General features: G+C 58.6%; 19 protein-coding genes. All 19 read right to left on the bottom strand.

Annotated elements, in window-relative coordinates:
* Nucleotides 1–12: 12 nt before the first annotated feature.
* Entirely contained in the window at nt 13–3108 is a 3096-nt protein-coding gene (gene ileS / locus JW799_RS19650) for an isoleucine--tRNA ligase (RefSeq protein ID WP_205431311.1), read from the bottom strand.
* Nucleotides 3109–3481: 373 nt separating this feature from the next.
* Nucleotides 3482–3973 carry a DivIVA domain-containing protein gene (locus JW799_RS19645; protein WP_080840427.1) on the bottom strand — a complete coding sequence of 164 codons (492 nt, stop codon included), beginning with the start codon at nt 3971–3973 and terminating at the stop codon, nt 3482–3484.
* A gap of 86 nt (nt 3974–4059) precedes the next feature.
* Entirely contained in the window at nt 4060–4845 is a 786-nt protein-coding gene (locus JW799_RS19640; protein ID WP_080840429.1) for a YlmH family RNA-binding protein, read from the bottom strand.
* Nucleotides 4846–4857: 12 nt separating this feature from the next.
* Nucleotides 4858–5127, bottom strand: coding sequence for a YggT family protein (locus JW799_RS19635; protein WP_080840430.1), 270 nt, complete (start codon nt 5125–5127; stop codon nt 4858–4860).
* A 7-nt stretch (nt 5128–5134) separates the two neighbouring features.
* Nucleotides 5135–5584 carry a cell division protein SepF gene (locus JW799_RS19630; RefSeq protein ID WP_080840432.1) on the bottom strand — a complete coding sequence of 150 codons (450 nt, stop codon included), beginning with the start codon at nt 5582–5584 and terminating at the stop codon, nt 5135–5137.
* Between the two features lie 3 nt (nt 5585–5587).
* The gene (locus JW799_RS19625) at nt 5588–6289 is read right to left on the bottom strand and encodes a YggS family pyridoxal phosphate-dependent enzyme (RefSeq protein ID WP_338026302.1); all 702 of its coding nucleotides are present in this window, start codon (nt 6287–6289) and stop codon (nt 5588–5590) included.
* On the bottom strand, nt 6286–7125 hold the full coding sequence (pgeF, locus tag JW799_RS19620; RefSeq protein ID WP_205431302.1) for a peptidoglycan editing factor PgeF: 840 nt from the start codon (nt 7123–7125) through the stop codon (nt 6286–6288). Before pgeF ends, JW799_RS19625 begins: the two co-directional genes overlap by 4 nt.
* 63 nt (nt 7126–7188) lie before the next feature.
* Nucleotides 7189–7464 (bottom strand): YlmC/YmxH family sporulation protein, encoded by a 276-nt coding sequence (locus JW799_RS19615; RefSeq protein ID WP_080840436.1) that lies wholly within the window; start codon nt 7462–7464, stop codon nt 7189–7191.
* Between the two features lie 146 nt (nt 7465–7610).
* Nucleotides 7611–8393 carry an RNA polymerase sporulation sigma factor SigG gene (gene sigG / locus JW799_RS19610; protein WP_080840438.1) on the bottom strand — a complete coding sequence of 261 codons (783 nt, stop codon included), beginning with the start codon at nt 8391–8393 and terminating at the stop codon, nt 7611–7613.
* Nucleotides 8394–8451: 58 nt separating this feature from the next.
* Nucleotides 8452–9174, bottom strand: coding sequence for an RNA polymerase sporulation sigma factor SigE (sigE, locus tag JW799_RS19605; RefSeq protein ID WP_080840439.1), 723 nt, complete (start codon nt 9172–9174; stop codon nt 8452–8454).
* Nucleotides 9175–9189: 15 nt separating this feature from the next.
* Nucleotides 9190–9756 (bottom strand): sigma-E processing peptidase SpoIIGA, encoded by a 567-nt coding sequence (locus JW799_RS29375; RefSeq protein WP_205431290.1) that lies wholly within the window; start codon nt 9754–9756, stop codon nt 9190–9192.
* Nucleotides 9645–10151, bottom strand: a complete 507-nt coding sequence (locus JW799_RS29370) for a sigma-E processing peptidase SpoIIGA (protein ID WP_205431289.1) — start codon at nt 10149–10151, stop codon at nt 9645–9647. The genes JW799_RS29375 and JW799_RS29370 overlap by 112 nt, the downstream gene beginning before the upstream one ends.
* Before the next feature lie 123 nt (nt 10152–10274).
* A complete protein-coding gene (locus JW799_RS19590; protein WP_205431288.1) occupies nt 10275–11348 on the bottom strand; it encodes an efflux RND transporter periplasmic adaptor subunit in 1074 nt (357 codons plus the stop codon).
* Nucleotides 11349–11366: 18 nt separating this feature from the next.
* Nucleotides 11367–12680, bottom strand: coding sequence for an ABC transporter permease (locus tag JW799_RS19585; RefSeq protein WP_205431287.1), 1314 nt, complete (start codon nt 12678–12680; stop codon nt 11367–11369).
* Nucleotides 12677–13369, bottom strand: coding sequence for an ABC transporter ATP-binding protein (locus JW799_RS19580; RefSeq protein WP_080840447.1), 693 nt, complete (start codon nt 13367–13369; stop codon nt 12677–12679). Before JW799_RS19580 ends, JW799_RS19585 begins: the two co-directional genes overlap by 4 nt.
* A 132-nt stretch (nt 13370–13501) precedes the next feature.
* Nucleotides 13502–14188: a hypothetical protein gene (locus tag JW799_RS19575; protein ID WP_205431286.1), complete on the bottom strand. Its 687-nt coding sequence runs from the start codon at nt 14186–14188 to the stop codon at nt 13502–13504.
* The gene (locus JW799_RS19570) at nt 14185–15084 is read right to left on the bottom strand and encodes an ABC transporter ATP-binding protein (protein WP_205431285.1); all 900 of its coding nucleotides are present in this window, start codon (nt 15082–15084) and stop codon (nt 14185–14187) included. Before JW799_RS19570 ends, JW799_RS19575 begins: the two co-directional genes overlap by 4 nt.
* The gene (locus tag JW799_RS19565) at nt 15081–15452 is read right to left on the bottom strand and encodes a GntR family transcriptional regulator (protein WP_080840455.1); all 372 of its coding nucleotides are present in this window, start codon (nt 15450–15452) and stop codon (nt 15081–15083) included. The genes JW799_RS19570 and JW799_RS19565 overlap by 4 nt, the downstream gene beginning before the upstream one ends.
* Nucleotides 15453–16558: 1106 nt before the next feature.
* The gene (gene ftsZ / locus JW799_RS19560; RefSeq protein ID WP_080840458.1) at nt 16559–17710 is read right to left on the bottom strand and encodes a cell division protein FtsZ; all 1152 of its coding nucleotides are present in this window, start codon (nt 17708–17710) and stop codon (nt 16559–16561) included.
* Between the last annotated feature and the right edge of the window lie 38 nt (nt 17711–17748).

Raw genomic sequence — 17748 nt, 5'->3', positions numbered from 1 at the left:
CTTCGTCGTTTCTTACTCGGCGACGATTTTGATGCCGATCGTTTTATCCCCCGCCTGCACCTCCTCCATGCCGGGTTCGGAGGCGAATTTGACATCGCGGACGAGCACGTTTTCGCGAAGCACATGATCGAAAGCCCGCAGCGCGGCTTCCGTCTCGCCGTCCGCGTCGAGCACGAGCCCGACGCGAAGCTCGATCGGCAGGTCGAGCTTTTTCCGCGTATCCTGGACGGCCCGGATCACTTCGCGAACAAGCCCTTCCTGTTCAAGCTCCGGCGTGATGTCGGTGTTCAGCGCGACCGTCATTCCGTTGCCGGACGCCGACGCGAAGCCCGTCTTCGCCTGCTTCTCCACGAGCAGCTCGGACAGCTCGATGCTCAGCGTTTCTCCGTCCGGGGTCTCGAAGTCGATCGCCCCGCTTTGCACCGCTCGGCTTGCCTGCTCCGCTTCGAGCCCTTTCAGCATCGCCTGGATCGGGCCGACGTTTTTGCCGTATTTTTTCCCGGCGATCTTCAAATTCAGCTTCAGGCTGAAATCGACGAACCCGCTGTCGTCTCCGACGAGCGTAATTTTCTTGACGTTAATTTCGTCCTTGATGATATCCTCGTATTCCGCCGGGTCGAAATCGCCGCCGAGCGAGACGAGCAGCTCGGACAGCGGCTGGCGCGTCTTGATGGCGGACTCGTTGCGCACGTTGCGGGCGAGCTCGACGATATTGCGCGCCGTCTCCATGTCCCGCTCCAGCTTGGCGTCGACTTTCGCCGGATCGCTGACCGGGTAATCGGCCAAATGCACGCTGTCGCCGCCGCCGAGGTTGCCGTAAATATCCTCGGACACGAACGGCAGGTACGGAGCCGTCAGACGGGCCAGCGTCAGCAGCACTTCGCGCAGCGTCTGATAGGCGGACACTTTGTCGGCCGGCAGCCCGCTGCCCCAGAAGCGGTCGCGGGAACGGCGCACGTACCAGTTCGACAACTCGTCGACGAACGCCTCGATCGCTCTCGCCGGATTGAGGAAATCGTTCGTTTCCAGGCCGCGGCTGACGTCCGCGATCAGGCTGTTCAGCCGCGAGACGATCCAGCGGTCGAGCTTGTTCGCGGAAGGCGCGTGCGGATGGTTCGCCGGATCGAAGCCGTCGATCGAGGCATACAGCGCATAGAACGCATGCGTGTTGACGAGCGTGTCGACGACTTTCGATTTGGCTTCTCCGACGATGCCTTTGGAAAACCGCTTGCTGTTCCACGGCGCGCTGTCCGCAAGCAGCGCCCACCGGAACGCGTCGGTGCCGAATTCATCGATGATGTCCCACGGATCGATGACGTTGCCCTTCGATTTGCTCATTTTCTGGCCGTTCTCGTCCAGTACGTGGCCGGTCGAAATAACGGATTTGTAAGGCGCCTCGCCGTTGTACAGCGTCGACACCGCGAGCAGGCTGTAAAACCAGCCGCGCGTTTGGTCGACGCCCTCCGAAATAAAGTCGGCCGGGTATTGTTCCTTGAACGTTTTCTCGTCGCCGTTCGGATGGAAATACTGCGCGAACGGCATCGAGCCGCTGTCGAACCAGACGTCGATCACTTCCGGCGTGCGGGTCATCGCGCCGCCGCACGTGCACCGCAGCTTCACCCCGTCGATGTACGGCTTGTGCAGCTCCAGATCGTCCGCGACCGGCTCCGTCGCCAGCTCCTGCAGCTCCTTGCGGCTGTGCACCGCCTTCTGCGCCCCGCAATCGTCGCACACCCAAACATTCAGCGGCGTTCCCCAGTACCGGTTGCGGCTGATGTTCCAGTCGACCAGATCCTCGAGGAATTTGCCGAACCGGCCGTCCCGCAAATGTTCGGGATACCACTTCACCTTCCGGTTGTTCGCGATCAGCTGATCTTTGACCGCGGTCGTCCGGATGAACCAGCTTTCCGTCGCGTAATAGAGGAGCGGCGTTTTGCAGCGCCAGCAGAACGGGTAGCTGTGCTCGTATTTCTCCTTATGGTAAAGCAGGCCGCGCTCGGACAGCATTTTGACGATGGCGATGTCGACCTCGGGATCTTTGACGAACCGGCCGGCCAAATCCGTCACGGCGTCGACGTACCGGCCGTCGCCTCCGACGACCATCAGCATCGGAATATCGTGCTGGCGCGCCACCCGGTAGTCGTCTTCGCCGTGGGCCGGCGCGATGTGGACGATGCCCGTGCCGCTCGAGTCGCTGACATAGTCGCCGCCGATGACGCGATACGCGTTATCCACCTGTACGTAGGAGAACAGCGGCTCGTACTCGAGCCCGACGAGCTCGCTCCCTTTTACCGTGCCGAGCGTTTCGTATTCGCCCTTCAGCACCGTTTCGGCAAGCGTTCCGGCGACGATATAAACGCCGTCGTCCTGCTTCGCGCGCACGTATTCGATGTCGGGATGGACGGCAAGCGCCACGTTCGCGGGCAGCGTCCACGGCGTCGTCGTCCAGGCGAGCACGTATTCGCCGCTTTGCTTCAATTTGAATTTTGCCGTCGCGGACAAATCCTTGACGTCTTCGTACCCTTGCGCCACCTCATGCGAGCTGAGCGTCGTCTGGCAATCGGGACAGTACGGACTGACCCGGTGTCCGCGGTACAGCAAATCCTTTTCGTGAATCGTCGCGAGAATATGCCATACGCTCTCGATATAGCGGTTGTCGAGCGTAATGTACGGATCGTCCAGATCGGTCCAGTACGCGATCGCTTCGGTCAGCTCGCGCCATTGGCGCTCGTATTCGAATACGCTCTCCTTGCATTTCCGGACGAACGGCTCCACGCCGTAGTTTTCGATCTCCTGCTTGCCCGAAATGCCGAGCTGCTTCTCTACGCCGAGCTCGACGGGAAGGCCGTGCGTATCCCAACCGGCTTTGCGAATGACCCGGTAGCCGGCCATCGTCTTGTATCGGCCGACGAAATCCTTGATGACGCGGCCCAAAACGTGGCCGATATGCGGCTTGCCGTTTGCGGTCGGCGGGCCCTCGTAGAAGACGAAGTTCGGCTTGCCGGCCCTGCTTTCGATCGAGCGGCGAAACGTGCCGTCCCGCCTCCAATATTCCAGTACGCGCAGCTCGCGATTGCGCGCCTTTTCCTTGACATCCACGCGATTCATAGCTTGCTTCCACCTTTCCTTGTTTGCGAAAACCTTTGGAAAAAACAAAAAACCCCGCCCCTGAAAGGGACGAGGATCGCTCGCGGTACCACCCTTGTTCCGCTCGGCCTCGATCGGCCGAAACGGCTCTTGACAAGCGCAGCCTGCTTCGGACTGCGAACCCCGTTAACGGAGGGCCGCCGTTTCAGCCTACTGGCGCCCGAAGGCAGGGTTCGGCCTGGCATCTCGGGGAGGATATGCCGCCTTCGCTTCACGCTGGCTCGCACCCGCCGCCAGCTCTCTGCGCATCCGCGCAAGGCGCACTTGTTCCCGTCATCGATTTTCACTGCTTTTCATTTCTTTATACCGGGAAATCCGGCGTTTGTCAATCGGCTCAAACCTCGATCTCGTGAATGCGCGATTCCTGCGACTCCAGCGAATCCCAGCTGTCCTTCGTCAGCAGTTCCAGCTGCGTCTCCACGAGCGCGCGGAAGCGGGCGCGGTAAATCGAAGCCTGCTTTTTCAGTTCTTCGACTTCCATCGCCACCTTGCGGGACTTGGCCAGCGATTCGTTAATGATTCGGTCCGCGTTTTTCTCTGCTTCCTTGATGATCAGCTGGGCTTCTTTCTTCGAGTTGTTCTTCAGTTCGTCCGCCGCTTCCTGGGCAACGATGATCGTCTTGCTGAGCGTCTCCTCGATGTTGGAGAAATGCCCCAGCTTTTCCTGAAGGGATGCGACCTGGTTTTGCAGCTCCTTGTTCTCACGGATCAGCGCTTCGTAATCCTTAATGACCTGATCGAGGAATTCGTTGACTTCGTCCTCGTCGTAACCGCGAAGCCGGCGGCCGAACTCCTTGTTATGGATGTCCAATGGCGTGAGTGGCATCGGCTAACCTCCTGTGAGAAAAATGCGGAAAGATTCGTTATGTTAATCAGGGTATTCGACATCCGAATTGGAATTCCTTCTGCTTTTCAGACAAATTTGCCGATGCGAACGCGTATTCTCCCGCTTTTTGACGTTCCTTGCACTTCCAGCACTTTGAAGCGCCCCAAGCCTTTGACGGAGACGATATCGCCTTCCCGTACGGGGCTGGACGGGTCTTCTTCAGTTTTCCAGTTGACCCTGCAGCGTCCGGCCCGGATCGGGGCCATAATTTTCGCGCGGCTTAGCCGAAACGCGTCGCTGGCGATGCCGTCGAGCCGCATGGAAGCGACGGACAGCGTCGTCTCCTCCAATGCCGGCCGCGCAACGTTCAGCGCGGACAGCGGCAGCAGGGCCGTCGTCACTTCGACCCGGTGGGCCTGCTTCAGGTGAATCCGCAAAAAGTCCGCGATTTCCTCGGTGACCAGCACGTGGCAGCCGGTTTCATGAACGTGCAAATCGCCGATTTTTTCCCGTTTGACGCCGAGACCGAGCAGGGCCCCGAGATAATCCCCGTGATCGAGCTCGCCGATTTTGCGGTCGTCCGAGGCGACCTCGAGCACCTCGATTCCGATTTCCTCGTGCTCGACCGGACGATAATCGGGAGCGAGAACCGCCCGTTTGCGTTCGGCTTCCGGGTAGCCCCCGTCGAGCCGTATCGCGACGTCGGAACGCCGGCCCGCCAGCGAAAATAAAATATGCGCCTGGCGCGGGTCGAGGAAATCCGTGCGCCGAACTTCGTGAAGCTCGGCGGCCCGCTCGACCCATTCCCAGGCGCGATCCACAAACCCTTTCTCGTCGGGGTGGAAATGCTCGTATATTTCGGAATGAGGCATCGTTCTTAACTCCTAACCGAAAAAGAGATTCAGCACCGCGATCAGCCCCATGGCGATGAAGCGCAAGGCGAATATCGCCACGATCGGCGAAATGTCGATGACCCCGCCGATGGCCGGGATGATGCGGCGAAACGGCGACAAGTACGGCTCGACGATCTTGCCCAGAAGCTCGCCGACGAAGCTTTCGCGCACCGCGGGCACCCAGGACATCAGCACGTAGATCAGGATCATATAAAAGTAAATATCGTGCAACAGCCAAATGTAGCTTTCAATTTGGTACAACCTGAGGTCACCTCATTTTGGAATAGTCGGCTTCCTCCGCATAAAGTTCCGAAATCGTGCCCGAGATTTCAACGGAGTCCGGGGTGCAGAGAAAAATGTTCGGGCCGAGTTTCGAGATTTGTCCGCCCAGCGCGTAAACCGTGCCGCTCAAAAAATCGACGATGCGCACCGCATGATCGCGCCTTACCCGCTGCAAATTGACGACGACCGTGCGGCGCGACTTCAATTGATCCGCGATCTCCTGGGCTTCGTCGTACGTGCGCGGTTCCGTCAGCACGACGCGGACGTTCTTCTGCGAATGAATGCTCACCACGTTATTCTTTCCCATTTGTTTACGCGGCTCGAACGCGGGAGTTTCAATTTCTTGCTCTTCATCCTCCGCGATCGCGTCCTTGTCCTTGTCCACGGCTTCGTCCTGCAAGCCGAAGTAGTTCAGAAACTTGTTGACTACGCTCATGTCCTATCCCTCCTCTTTGCCTACGAGAACGCTACCCAACCGGATCCATGTCGCTCCTTCTTCTATGGCCACTTCAAAATCGTTCGACATGCCCATCGACAATTCCGTCAGCGGCTCGCGCAGCGCGCTCCCCTCGTTCAGTTCGTCGCGGAGCTGCTTCAGCCGGCGGAATACCGGCCGCGTGTGCTCCGGATCGTCCTCGTGCGGAGCCATCGTCATCAGGCCGACCGGCTTGACGCGCCGGAGGCCCGACACTCCTCGGACCAGCTCCTCGAGCTTGTCCGGCTCGATTCCGTGCTTGGACTCCTCGCCCGACACGTTCACCTGCAAAAAGCAGGGCACGTCGATTCCGAGCGCGTCCGCGCGTTTGTCAATTTCCTCGGCAAGGGACAAGCGGTCGACGGAATGGATGTAACCGAACTTGCCGACGACGTCCTTGACCTTCCGCGTCTGCAGCGAGCCGATAAAATGAAACACGGCTTGTCCGTTCAACTGCCGCCACTTCTCTTCGGAATCGGGCCACCGGTTCTCCCCGACGTGCCGGATTCCGTGCGCGACGACGTTCGCCGCCGCGGCGGCGGATACATATTTGGTGACGGCGACGACGTTGACGTCTTCCCGCCGCCTGCCGCTTCGCGCGCAAGCTTCCCGAATCCGTCTCTCTACGTCCTGCAACCGTTGCTGCAAATGCACGACGACGTTCACCCCGATCTCCTGCCGATCCAGCTCGCCATTCTTCCGGTCGAACCGTTCTCCGCGCGATGGGAGAAAAACAAGTCGGTACGGCACGACGTGCACCAAGAAGACATTTCGATGCGGCTCGGCAAAATTCCTGCTTTTATCATAAGATGTCGGTTAATTTGTTTCAAGTCAAGCTTTGCCTTCCCGTTTGCCGTCGGGCGAACGCAGCTCTCGTCCGCGCCTAGCGGCAGCATATGGCGAAGCACGGGCTCGTCGACCTCGTAGCAGCACGGGCCGATCGAAGGCCCGACGGCGGCAAGCAGCCGATCGGCACGCGTTCCGTACGCCTTTCCCATGGCCTCGACCGCGGCTTCGGCCACATGGAGGGCCGTCCCTTTCCACCCGGCATGGGCAAGGCCGACCGCGCCTGCGTCCGGATCGTAAAAATAAAGCGGAACGCAATCCGCGAAAAACATCGTTAGCAGCACGCCCGGCTCGTCCGTGATGAGCGCGTCCGCATCGGGAATCGCCGTTTCGCGGCTCAGCCGCCCTTTCCCCCGGTCGGCTCCCGTCACGACATGCACCCGGTTGCCGTGAACCTGCTCGGCGCACGTCCAGGCCGGGAAATCCCAATCCAGGGCGTTTGCGATCAGCTCCCGGTTCCGGACGACGTCGGCGGGATCGTCCCCGACGTGCAGAGCCGCATTAAGCGACGCCCAGGGCGGCTTGCCGACGCCTCCGCCGCGCGTCGTAAAGCCGGCCGTCAAGCCGGCGGCTTTCGCCGGTTCCGCCCAGCTCGCTCCCAGCCGGAGAAGCGCCGGTCCCGCTCCGTCGGCGGCATTTCTTCCAAATGGCTCCACTAGCGCCACCTCCGTCCTAACAGTGTACCACAGCGGCAAGGGCCGCGAAAAGAAGAACCCCCCTTACCTGGCGCTTCCTTCCGCTTCCTCCGCCCGGTAGGCTTTGGCGTCGTCCAGCCGGACAAGCACGACGTCGGCTCCGATTTTGACGATATTTCTCCACGGGATGACCACGTCGCTGCCGTTTCCGAACATCCCGAAAAAGCGGGTGCTTGTCGGCACCACGATCGAATCGATCCTCCCCTGCCGGAGATCGAGCTCCAGATCGCTGATTTGGCCGAGCTTTTTCCCGTCGACGATGTTGATGACGTCCTTCGCTTGAAAATCGGATATTTTCATTTGCCGCCTTCCCGCCTTCCGCCCTCGGCGTCGGTATAGGCTACCGTACCGTTTATTCTAAATATATGTGCCATGCCCGCAAAAGTTTCATGAACGCGCGGAAAGGACCGGGGGAAACTCCCCCGGTCCGGCGAACGAAATCCGAATTACGTTTTGACGTGCTTTTGCATTTGCTGGATGGCGGATTTCTCGAGACGCGACACCTGCGCCTGGGAAATGCCGATTTCGTCGGCGACCTCCATCTGGGTTTTGCCTTCGAAAAACCGCATGGACAAAATCATTTTCTCGCGATCGTTCAGCTTGCGCATCGCTTCGCGAAGAGCGATCTCCTCGATCCACTGGATGTCCTTGTTCCGCTCGTCGCTGATTTGATCCATGACGTAAATCGGATCCCCGCCGTCGTGGTAAATAGGCTCGAAGAGCGAAACCGGGTCCTGAATCGCGTCGAGAGCGAACACGATATCTTCCTTCGGCACGTTGAGCACTTCGGAGATTTCCATGATCGTCGGCTCGCGCGAATGCTGATTCGTCAGCTGGTCGCGCACCTGGAGCGCCTTGTAGGCGATATCCCGGAGGCTCCTCGATACCCGGATCGGATTGTTGTCCCGCAAGTAACGGCGAATTTCGCCGATAATCATCGGCACCGCGTACGTCGAAAACCGGACGTTCTGGCTGAGGTCGAAATTGTCGATGGCTTTCATCAGGCCTATGCAGCCGACTTGAAACAGGTCGTCCACATATTCGCCGCGGTTATTGAATCGCTGAATGACGCTAAGGACGAGACGCAAATTGCCGTTGACCAGTTTTTCCCGCGCGGCGAGTTCGCCGCGGGTTTGCAGAGCCGTAAACAACTCCCTCATTTCGGCATTGGCGAGGACAGGCAGCTTTGAGGTGTCCACTCCACAAATCTCCACTTTGTTGCGGGTCAAGACGATTCCTCCCGGGAGCAGCGTTAATGGTAAGTGTCTCCGGGGGTCAGCCATTTTATTACACCATCTTGTTGAATTCCTTTCGAAGCCGCTTGATGATGCGTTTCTCGAGCCGCGAAATGTAGGACTGCGAAATGCCGAGCAGGTCGGCGACGTCCTTTTGCGTTTTTTCCTCTCCGTCCGCAAGCCCGAACCTGAGCTCCATAATCGTTCTTTCCCGGTCCGTCAGCTTATCCAGCGCCTTGTGCAGCAGCTTACGGTCGACCTGTTCCTCGATATTGCGGTAAATCGTGTCGTTCTCCGTTCCCAGCACGTCGGACAGCAGCAGCTCGTTGCCGTCCCAATCGATGTTCAGGGGCTCGTCGAACGACACCTCGGTTCTCGTTTTGCTGTTGCGGCGCAGATACATCAAAATTTCGTTTTCGATGCATCGGGACGCGTAGGTGGCAAGCTTGATTTTTTTCTCGGGGTCGAACGTGTTGACGGCTTTGATGAGGCCGATCGCGCCGATCGAGACGAGATCCTCGATGTGAATGCCGGTGTTCTCGAACTTCCGCGCGATGTAGACGACGAGGCGCAGGTTGCGCTCGATGAGCATCGCCCGGATCGCCGCGTCGCCCGTCGAAAGCTTGCCCAGGAGATATTCCTCTTCCTCGCGGGTAAGCGGCGGCGGCAGCGCTTCGCTGCCGCCGATGTAGTACACCTCTTCAGACTTCCATCCGAGCCGGAACAACAGGCGATACAGCGTCAGTTGGGATAGGAGCTTCCATTTCACGAACAATTCGACAACCTCCTGTCATGCAGGCTGAGATGGGGCGGGATCCGAACCTGGAGCCGGCACGAGGTCGGGATGGACGATCGCCCGATAGGTCTGGTCGGAGGACAACCTCCCGCCGTCCAGGCCGATGAGCACGCGCCGGCTCGTTTGCGGCAAGCGATCCCCGAGAACGACCGATACGGCGTCCGGTTTGACGGCCAGCATCATCCGGGTGTTTCCGTTCACGCCCCGGTAAGGAATAAGGCGCAGCCGGTCATGGAAATCGGCGTCCGCGGGCGTCTGTCCGCCAAGCTCGGCCACCATCCGGTCGGCCGGCTCGGCCGCAAGCCTCGAGGCCCATCCGAGCGGCAGCCAATCGCTCCAAATCGAAGCTTCCATGACCATCACCGGAATTCGCGTAAACGGGTCGTACAGGCGATTGCCCGTATCGATCAATCCCCGACAGCGCAAACTTCGTTCGCCGATTGTCACCGTCACGTCCGCCAGCAGCGTCTCGAGCCGTTCCCGGCTTTGGGCGCTGGAGGAGGCGCTGCGAAACAGCCAGACGGACAGGGCGAACGCCGCCGCGAGAAGCCCAAGCTGCATCTGCCAATCGAGCAGCAGCCCCCTTGCTCCGTCACCGTCACCGAGCCCCAGGGCGAACCCGTTTGCTTAAGCAAAAAGGAGATGCCGATCACGCCGCCGAGCGTCGCGAAATTGACGAGATAAAAGGCCCCGAACAGGCGGATAAACCGAAGCGGCCCTCCGTATCCGAATGCAATCCACACCATGATCGCGGAAACGATCACCTTCGCCCCGAACGTGTACAGGTAAGGGATGTCCGCAAGAAACATGATGGCGGCATAAGCGGCGCCAGCCGCGGCCGACAAGGCGATCCGCGTTCTGCCGGGCCGCAGTTTGCGGACTTTCGCCGTCGTGAGCAGCACCGTTCCATCAACAGCCAGATTGGTTAAAAATACAAGATCCACGTAAACGGTCAATGGATATCGCCACCCTTGAAAGCACCACCGGTAAGGATGAACCCAGTATAATCCGTTTCGTTTTCGGAGTCTGTCTAAATTTGCCGCCCCATCCGCTGTTTTTTTGTCGAGTTCGCGTTCGTTTTATTGCAGGACCACAACGTCCCCGACGCTTACGCCGTTTAAAATTTCCGTCTTGTCGGGCGTTTCGAGACCGATTTCGACCGGCTGCTTTTCGATCGCGCCGTTTCGCTCGACGTAAACGAAGTAATCGCCGTTCTCCTGCATGACGGCCAAAGTGGGCACGACGATCGCTTCGTCCTTTTTGTCCGTCTGGATCGTTCCCGTCAGCGTCAAGCCGGCAATGAGCTCCGGATCGGCTTCCAGGGAGATGACGACCTCGAACTGCGCCGGATCGGTGCCCGTCTTGGCGAATTTGGACACGTGCTCAACGACGCCCTTCAGTTCCGTTCGCTTCAACGCCTCGGCCTTGATGACGGCTTCCATGCCCTCTTTGATTCGGAACACTTCGTATTCGCCGACCGTCGCGATCAGCTCGAGCTTCGTCGTATCGACGATTTTGCCGATCGCCGCGGCGGGATCGACCATTTTGGGCTCCTTCGTTTCGGAGAACAGGAAAATGCCGCCGACCGGAGCGATATACTGAGCTTTGGCGAGCTTCTCCTCGTTCAATTCGAGCTCTTTCCTCGCAATGTCCAGTTGGACGCCGCCGAGCTCGGCTTCCGCCGCCTTTTGCTCCTCGCCGGCGTACTGTTCGAAGGCGACGGTCGGGTCCCCCCACTTCGCGTCGGCGGCATCTTGTTCGACCCGATCCCGCATCGCCCCGAGCTTCAAATCCAGTTCCTGCTTGCGCACGTTCGCTTTAGCCAGCTCAATGCTGTCCCGCAGCGCCGAATCTTCCAGCTTGAACAGCACCTGGCCTTTCTCGACCTGCGATCCCTCCTGCACGTTCCATTCCTTCACCTCGGCCGCGAACGGAGCATAAACCGGCGTCTCGTCCGCATACGAGGACTTTCCCTTCACTTCGATCGTATTCGCGATCGTCTCTTTCGTCGCTTCGAGCCGGATGACGTTGCGGTCCAATCCGTCGGACGGCGCCGACTGCCCGGCATTGCGGTTCATGCTGTACAGCAAATAAGTGAACAAGGCGATCAGGACGAGCAACAGAACGATTATCCATGTCGACTTTTTTTTCATGTTCGGTCTCCTCTGAATCTATTCTCTTTTGATTGCGGTCAAGGCGTCCGTCCGCGAAGCTTTGATCGCCGGATAGATGCCGGACAGCACGCCGGTCAGCAGGGCGAAAAACAGGCCGACCGCCAAAATCCACGGATCGATAAACAAAATTTCGTCGCTTTCGGCAAACCGCTGCAGCACGATATTGATCGCCCATATGACCCAATAGGAAAATAAAATGCCGACGCAGCCGCCGATAAAGCCGAGCAGCGCGGATTCGACGACGAACATGTTCCGGATCTGGGCCAAATTCGCGCCGAGCACCTTCATAATGCCGATTTGCCGCCTTCGCTGGTAAGTCGACATCGTCATCGCCACGATGATCGATATGGAAGCCACGAACAAAATGAAGAGGCCCGCCCCGCCGAAAATATAGCGAATGATTTTGAACTGCGAATTCGTCTCTTCCTGATACCGAACATTCGATTGCGTGGTCAGGTTCAGCTTTCGAATCAGTTCCTCCGTTTCGCCGACGCGGGACGGATCTTCGACTTTAACGATAAGATAGGGTTGAACCGTCCCTCCGGCCCCGTTGGCGTCCCGTTTGGCCCGCTCGATCCGGTCCGCCAGCCCGAGGGAAACGTAGCCGATTTTTTGGCCTTCGTACCCTTCCGTTCCTTCTGGCTTTTGCAGCACGCCGGCGACCCGGACCGGAAATTCGGCAAATCTCGCGGCTCCGTCGTTTTCGCCGATATAGACGCTAAGCGTCAGCTGCTTCTGGTATAACGGATAAGAGATTCTTTCCTGCCTTCGATCCCTTGCCGCCGCGTCGCCGGAACCGGCCGCCTGAAGGCCTTCGAGCCGGGTGTCGTACAGGTCGTACAGCGCCGAGTAGCTGATAACGATGGCGTTGTCCTGATCGGAAAAAGCGCCCTGCCCCAGCTCGAACCCGAACTCCTCCAGCTTCGAGACGTCGGCTCCGATCAATTGCAGACTCCCGCGCTTCGTATCGTCCACGATAAAATTGGCATAGTCGACTTGCCGGAACAGCGCGGCGCTCCGAACGTTGGGCAGCTGCCGGATCAGCTCGATTTTTTGCTCGGTCAGGTCGCCGCCCTGTCCGGCCGTTCCGCTGCCCTGCGAGACTGAAGCGCCCGGAAACGCAGTGATTTCGTCCATTTTCAAAAACGAGTTCATTTGTTCCCTGGCATAATGCGTGATCGATTCGCCGAACGCGAGCGCCACGATGATCGCCGCGGAGCCGATGGCGATGCCCATCGCGCACAAAGCCGTGACGACCATTCGCCGCCGCAGCTGGTCCCAGCCGAGCACGACGTAGTCCCTTATTTTCATCCGGCTTCCCCCCGCGATTCCTCGGGCGACGCCAGTCTTCCGTCCCGCAAATAGATGATGCGCTGCGCCCTTTGCGCCACTTCGTGCTCGTGCGTTACGATCATGAACGTAATGCCGAGCCGGTCGTTCAAATCGAGCAGCAGATCGATAATCTCCTTTTCCGTTTTCGTATCCAGGTTGCCGGTCGGCTCGTCGGCGAACACGATCGACGGAGAAGTGACGAGCGAACGGGCGATGCTGACCCGCTGCTGCTGGCCGCCGGACAGCTGCGAAGGGTAGAGCCCCAGTTTTTCCGACAAGCCTACCTGGTTCAGGATGCGCGCGGCTCTCTCTTTTCGCTCCTTCGGTTTTACCCCCTGGAAGACGAGCGGCATCTCTACGTTTTCCGACACCGAGAGATGGGGGATCAGCTCGTAGGATTGAAAAATAAATCCGATGTTGCCCCTGCGAAACTCGGCGAGCTTGTTTTCGTTCATTTTTTCGATCGCTTGCCCGGAGATTTTGATCGTGCCCTTCGTCGGCTTCATCAGACCCGCCATCAGGTTGAGCAGCGTCGATTTGCCGGAGCCCGAGCTCCCGAGCAGAGCGACGACTTCCTTTTTATGTACGGTCAGATCGATTCCGTCCAATACGAGCGTCTCTTCCGTCCCGTTCCGAAAGCTGTGGGACAGTCCCTGTATTTCTAGCATAACTCTCCTCCTTTACCACTCTATTCTAACGCAATCTTTCGCTCCGTTTCTTATCTTTTTATAAAGATTCGACAAAAAATTAGACCGGCCGCGTCGGCCGGTCGTGCGTTTCGGTATAGGTACGGCGCTCCGTCAGACGGTAGCCTTGCGCAACAGCAAGTACGATCCGGCGAACAGCAAAGCCGTCGGCGCGGCAAGCCAGGAGATCAGGCCGAGAGGGCTGAAGCCGCCTAAAAATCGGCCAAGGTCGTCCCACCGTTCGTACCGGGTCGTCAGAACGAGGGCCAGCGTAACCGCCGCGAATATCCCGATGGACAGCAGCCAAAGGCCGATCCGTCCGAACCGCCGGTGCCAGCACGAGATGAAAAATCCGAGAAAAAACATGAGCAGAAGAACGATCAGGTACATCCATATCCTTCCGACGTCCGGAATCGAATCGATCCAGGGAATCGTAAAAAATCGCATCCCGATGCCCCAGCTGCCCGTCGCTTTTTCGATCTCCGTTAACGCGTACAGCAAAATGGCCGACCCCAGGCAGACCGCCGAAGCCATGATCGTCGTGCCCAAAAAATAATCTCTTCTTCTTACGCTTAAGCTGATGAGAAACGGAAACGATTGCGTGACCGATATGCAGCCGCTGACAAACATATACACGAAAATCGAAGCTATCCCGCCCGTTTGAATAACATCCCCCTCGGCCGCCAAGGCGCCGATGGCCCAATTGATAACGAATGCCATGCCCACCACGAACCACGGCAGCACGTACCAAGACCACTTGTCGCGCGAATGGGAGCGAACGACGCATGCTACCCTGTTCATTTCCGCTCGCCCTCCTTTTCCTGCGAAGATTCGGTTTTCGTCAAATGAACGATCAGCTGCTGAAGCGAAACCGGCGCCGTTTCGAGGCCCGACGCTCTCGCTTCCTCCTGCTCGGACTCCGAGCTTTGGCCGACGATCGTGACCGACAGCAGGCCGCCGAACGATTCCTTCCGGATGATTTGCTTGTCTTTGGAAAATCGCTCCACCTTGGCCGCCGCCCCTGTCACCGTATAGGCGCTTCCGCGCAGCGCTTCGGCGTCCTCGTCGATCATCAGCTTGCCTTTGTCGATCAGCAGCACGTGCTCCAGCATCAGGCTCACTTCATCGATGAGATGCGTCGAGAGGATGACCGTACGAGGGAATTTCCCGTAATCCTCGATTAAATGTTCGTAAAACAGGCTGCGGGCGACGGCGTCGAGCCCCAAATAAGGCTCGTCGAAAATCGTGAGAGGCGCCCTGCTCGCCAGTCCGACGACGATGCCGACCGAAGACTGCATGCCGCGCGAGAGCTTCTTCACTCTCCGTTTCAGCGGCAGCCGAAAATCCTCGATCAGCCGGGAAGCATATTCCCGGTCCCAGTTCTCGAACAGGGTAGCCGCTACGCTCATGACGTCCCGAACGGTAAACGTATCGGGGTACTTCTGGCTTTCCTTTATAAAGCAGGTCCGCGCAAGCACCCGGTTGTTTTCATAAGGATTTTCTCCGAACAGGTTCACTTCCCCGCCCGAAGGAAATTGCTGCGCGGTCAGCAGGTGCATGATCGTCGTCTTGCCCGCCCCGTTGCGTCCGAGCAAGCCGTAAATTTTATCCTCCCGGAGAGCGAAGCTGACGGAATCGAGCGCTTTGAAATCGCCGTACGATTTGGTCAAGTTGCGAACTTCCACCACGTTCGTCATGGCCTTTCCTCCCCTTTTTGGATCATTTCCGCGATTTGCGATGCCGTAATGCCGAGCTTTTCCGCTTCCCTCAGCATCGTGACGACATATTGGTCGTAAAATTGCTGCCTGCGCTTTTCTTTCAAAACGGTGCTTGCCCCTTCTTTCACGAACATGCCGATCCCTCGCTTCTTGTACAATATGCCTTGGTCCACGAGCAAATTGACGCCTTTGGCCGCCGTAGCCGGATTGATCTTGTAAAAAGCCGCGAACTGGTTCGTCGACGGGACCTGCCCTTCCTCCGGCAGCGCGCCGTCGATAATGTCGTCTTCGATTCGTTCGGCGATTTGCAGAAAAATCGGACGGCTGTCATCCATTTGAACGCCCATTGCCCCTCCCCCTAACTGGTTAATTACTCTTGTAATTAACCATATAACATGTTCGAACTCCTGTCAACGTTTCTGAAGAAAAAAGGAAATGGGCGGCGCCGCTCAAGCCGCCAGACGCCCGTGTCATCTGGCGCACAGTGCGGCGCGATCTGGCGCACGGCGCGGCGCGATCTGGCGCTGGTGCAGCGCGATCTTGCGCACGGCGCGGCGCGGCGATCTGGCGCACGGCGCGGCGCGGCGATCTGGCGCACGGCGCGGCGTGGCGATCTGACGCTGGTGCAGCGCGATCTTGCGCACGGTGCGGCGCGGCGATCTGGCACTGGTGCAGCGCGATCTAGCGCACGGCGCGGCGCGGCGATCTGGCATGTTACGTCAAACTTGGCAAGCACGCGCAACCTGGTCGACTGCGCCACGTGGCCATGAGGGCGAAACTTTCGGTTCATTGGCGATGTTCGGATGCGTGGGCGGACATGAGGGCGGGAACGGCGACCTGCGGGTGAGAAGCGATCAAAAGGCGAATTTCCCCGGTACAATCGAGCAGTTAGGAGGAGGAGTCGGACTACATTCGAAAGAAGACGATGCTTCGTTGGATTTTGTCCAATCAAAAACGGCTTTTTCGCGAAACTCAATGCCTTCGTTGGATTTTGTCCAATCGGGAGAGGCCTTTTCGGAGGTTTCACCCCAATTTCAAGCTCTTCGTTGGATAAAATCCACTCTAGACAGCGGTCCCTCCGTTTTTAGCTTCGTAGAGTGGATAAAATCCAACCTAGGCATACCGATGACCGTCACTTAACGCAATCTCTCCTTCGCCTAAGCGATGATCGGACCGCCACACGACCTCCCCTTGCCTGGGCGACGACATCGTTTCCGGTTAGTTGCGCCCTTCCACTTCAGCGAAGACTCCGGACTGCCGCTCTTCGCGCACCCTCTCCACTTAAGCGACGACTCCGGATTGCCGCACTTCGCGCGCCCCCTTCACTTAAGCGATAACACGTTACGCCGATCTTCGCGCGCGCCCCATCCGCATAAGCGACGACTCGGACGGCAGGCGGCCAACGAAAAACCCCCTTTCCGGAAGCCGGAAAGGGGGTTCGCTGGATAGCCGATTAACGATCGCCGCGCGGGCGATTCCGCAAAAAGGCGGGAATGTCCAGATGGTCGCTGGACGTATTGTTGCTGCTGCCGAAAGGCCGCAGATTGCCCCCGGACGAAGCGGGGCGCTGCGTCTCATGCGTTTCCGCATGCTGCTGCGCTTGCGGCGCCGATGCCGGCATTTGCGGACGGCGCTGCGGAGCGGCGGCCGGCTTGTGCTCGAATCCCGTCGCGATGACGGTTACCTTGATCTCGTCCTTCATGCTGTCGTCGATGCTGGCGCCGAAAATCATGTTCACTTCCGGGTCGGAAGCGGCAATGACGATTTCGGCGGCTTCGTTTACTTCGAACAGCGACAAATTCGAGCCGCCGGTAATGTTCATGATGATGCCGCGTGCGCCGTCGATGGACGTTTCCAGCAGCGGGCTCATGATCGCCTTGCGGGCGGCTTCCATCGCGCGATTTTCGCCGGTTGCGATGCCGATGCCCATCAGGGCGGAGCCGCGCTCGGTCATGATCGTCTTGACGTCCGCGAAGTCGAGGTTGATCAGCCCGGGCACCGCGATGAGGTCGGAAATGCCTTGAACGGCCTGCTTCAGGACGTTGTCCGCCTCGCGGAACGCTTCCATCATCGGCGTCTTCTTGTCGACGATTTCGAGCAGCCTGTCGTTCGGGATGACGATCAGCGTGTCGACTTTCTCTTTCAACGCTTCGATGCCTTGCTCGGCCTGCGTCGACCGTTTGCGGCCTTCGAACGTGAACGGGCGCGTCACGACGCCTACCGTCAGCGCCCCGCATTCTTTCGCGAGTTCCGCAATGACCGGAGCGGCCCCCGTACCCGTGCCGCCGCCCATTCCCGCCGTGACGAATACCATATCGGAACCGCGAAGTCCGCTCATGATGAGCTCTTTGGATTCTTCGGCCGCTTTTTTGCCGACTTCCGGGTTGGCGCCGGCGCCGAGTCCGCGGGTCAATTTATCGCCGATTTGCAGCTTTTGTTCCGATTTGGTCAGCTGCAGCGCTTGAGCGTCGGTGTTCACCGTAATGAACTCGACGCCCTTCACTCCGTTTTCGATCATGCGGTTGACGGCGTTGCTGCCGCCGCCGCCGACTCCGATCACTTTAATTTGAGCGAGCGGTTCCATTTCAAAATCAAACTCCAACATATTTCCATTTTCCTCCTCGCATCGCTTGCTTGATCCGT

The sequence above is a fragment of the Cohnella algarum genome, from assembly GCF_016937515.1.
In the GTDB taxonomy this organism is placed as follows: domain Bacteria; phylum Bacillota; class Bacilli; order Paenibacillales; family Paenibacillaceae; genus Cohnella; species Cohnella algarum.
The sequence above is the reverse complement of the archived record's forward strand: the minus strand, read 5'-3'. Positions and strand labels throughout refer to the sequence as shown.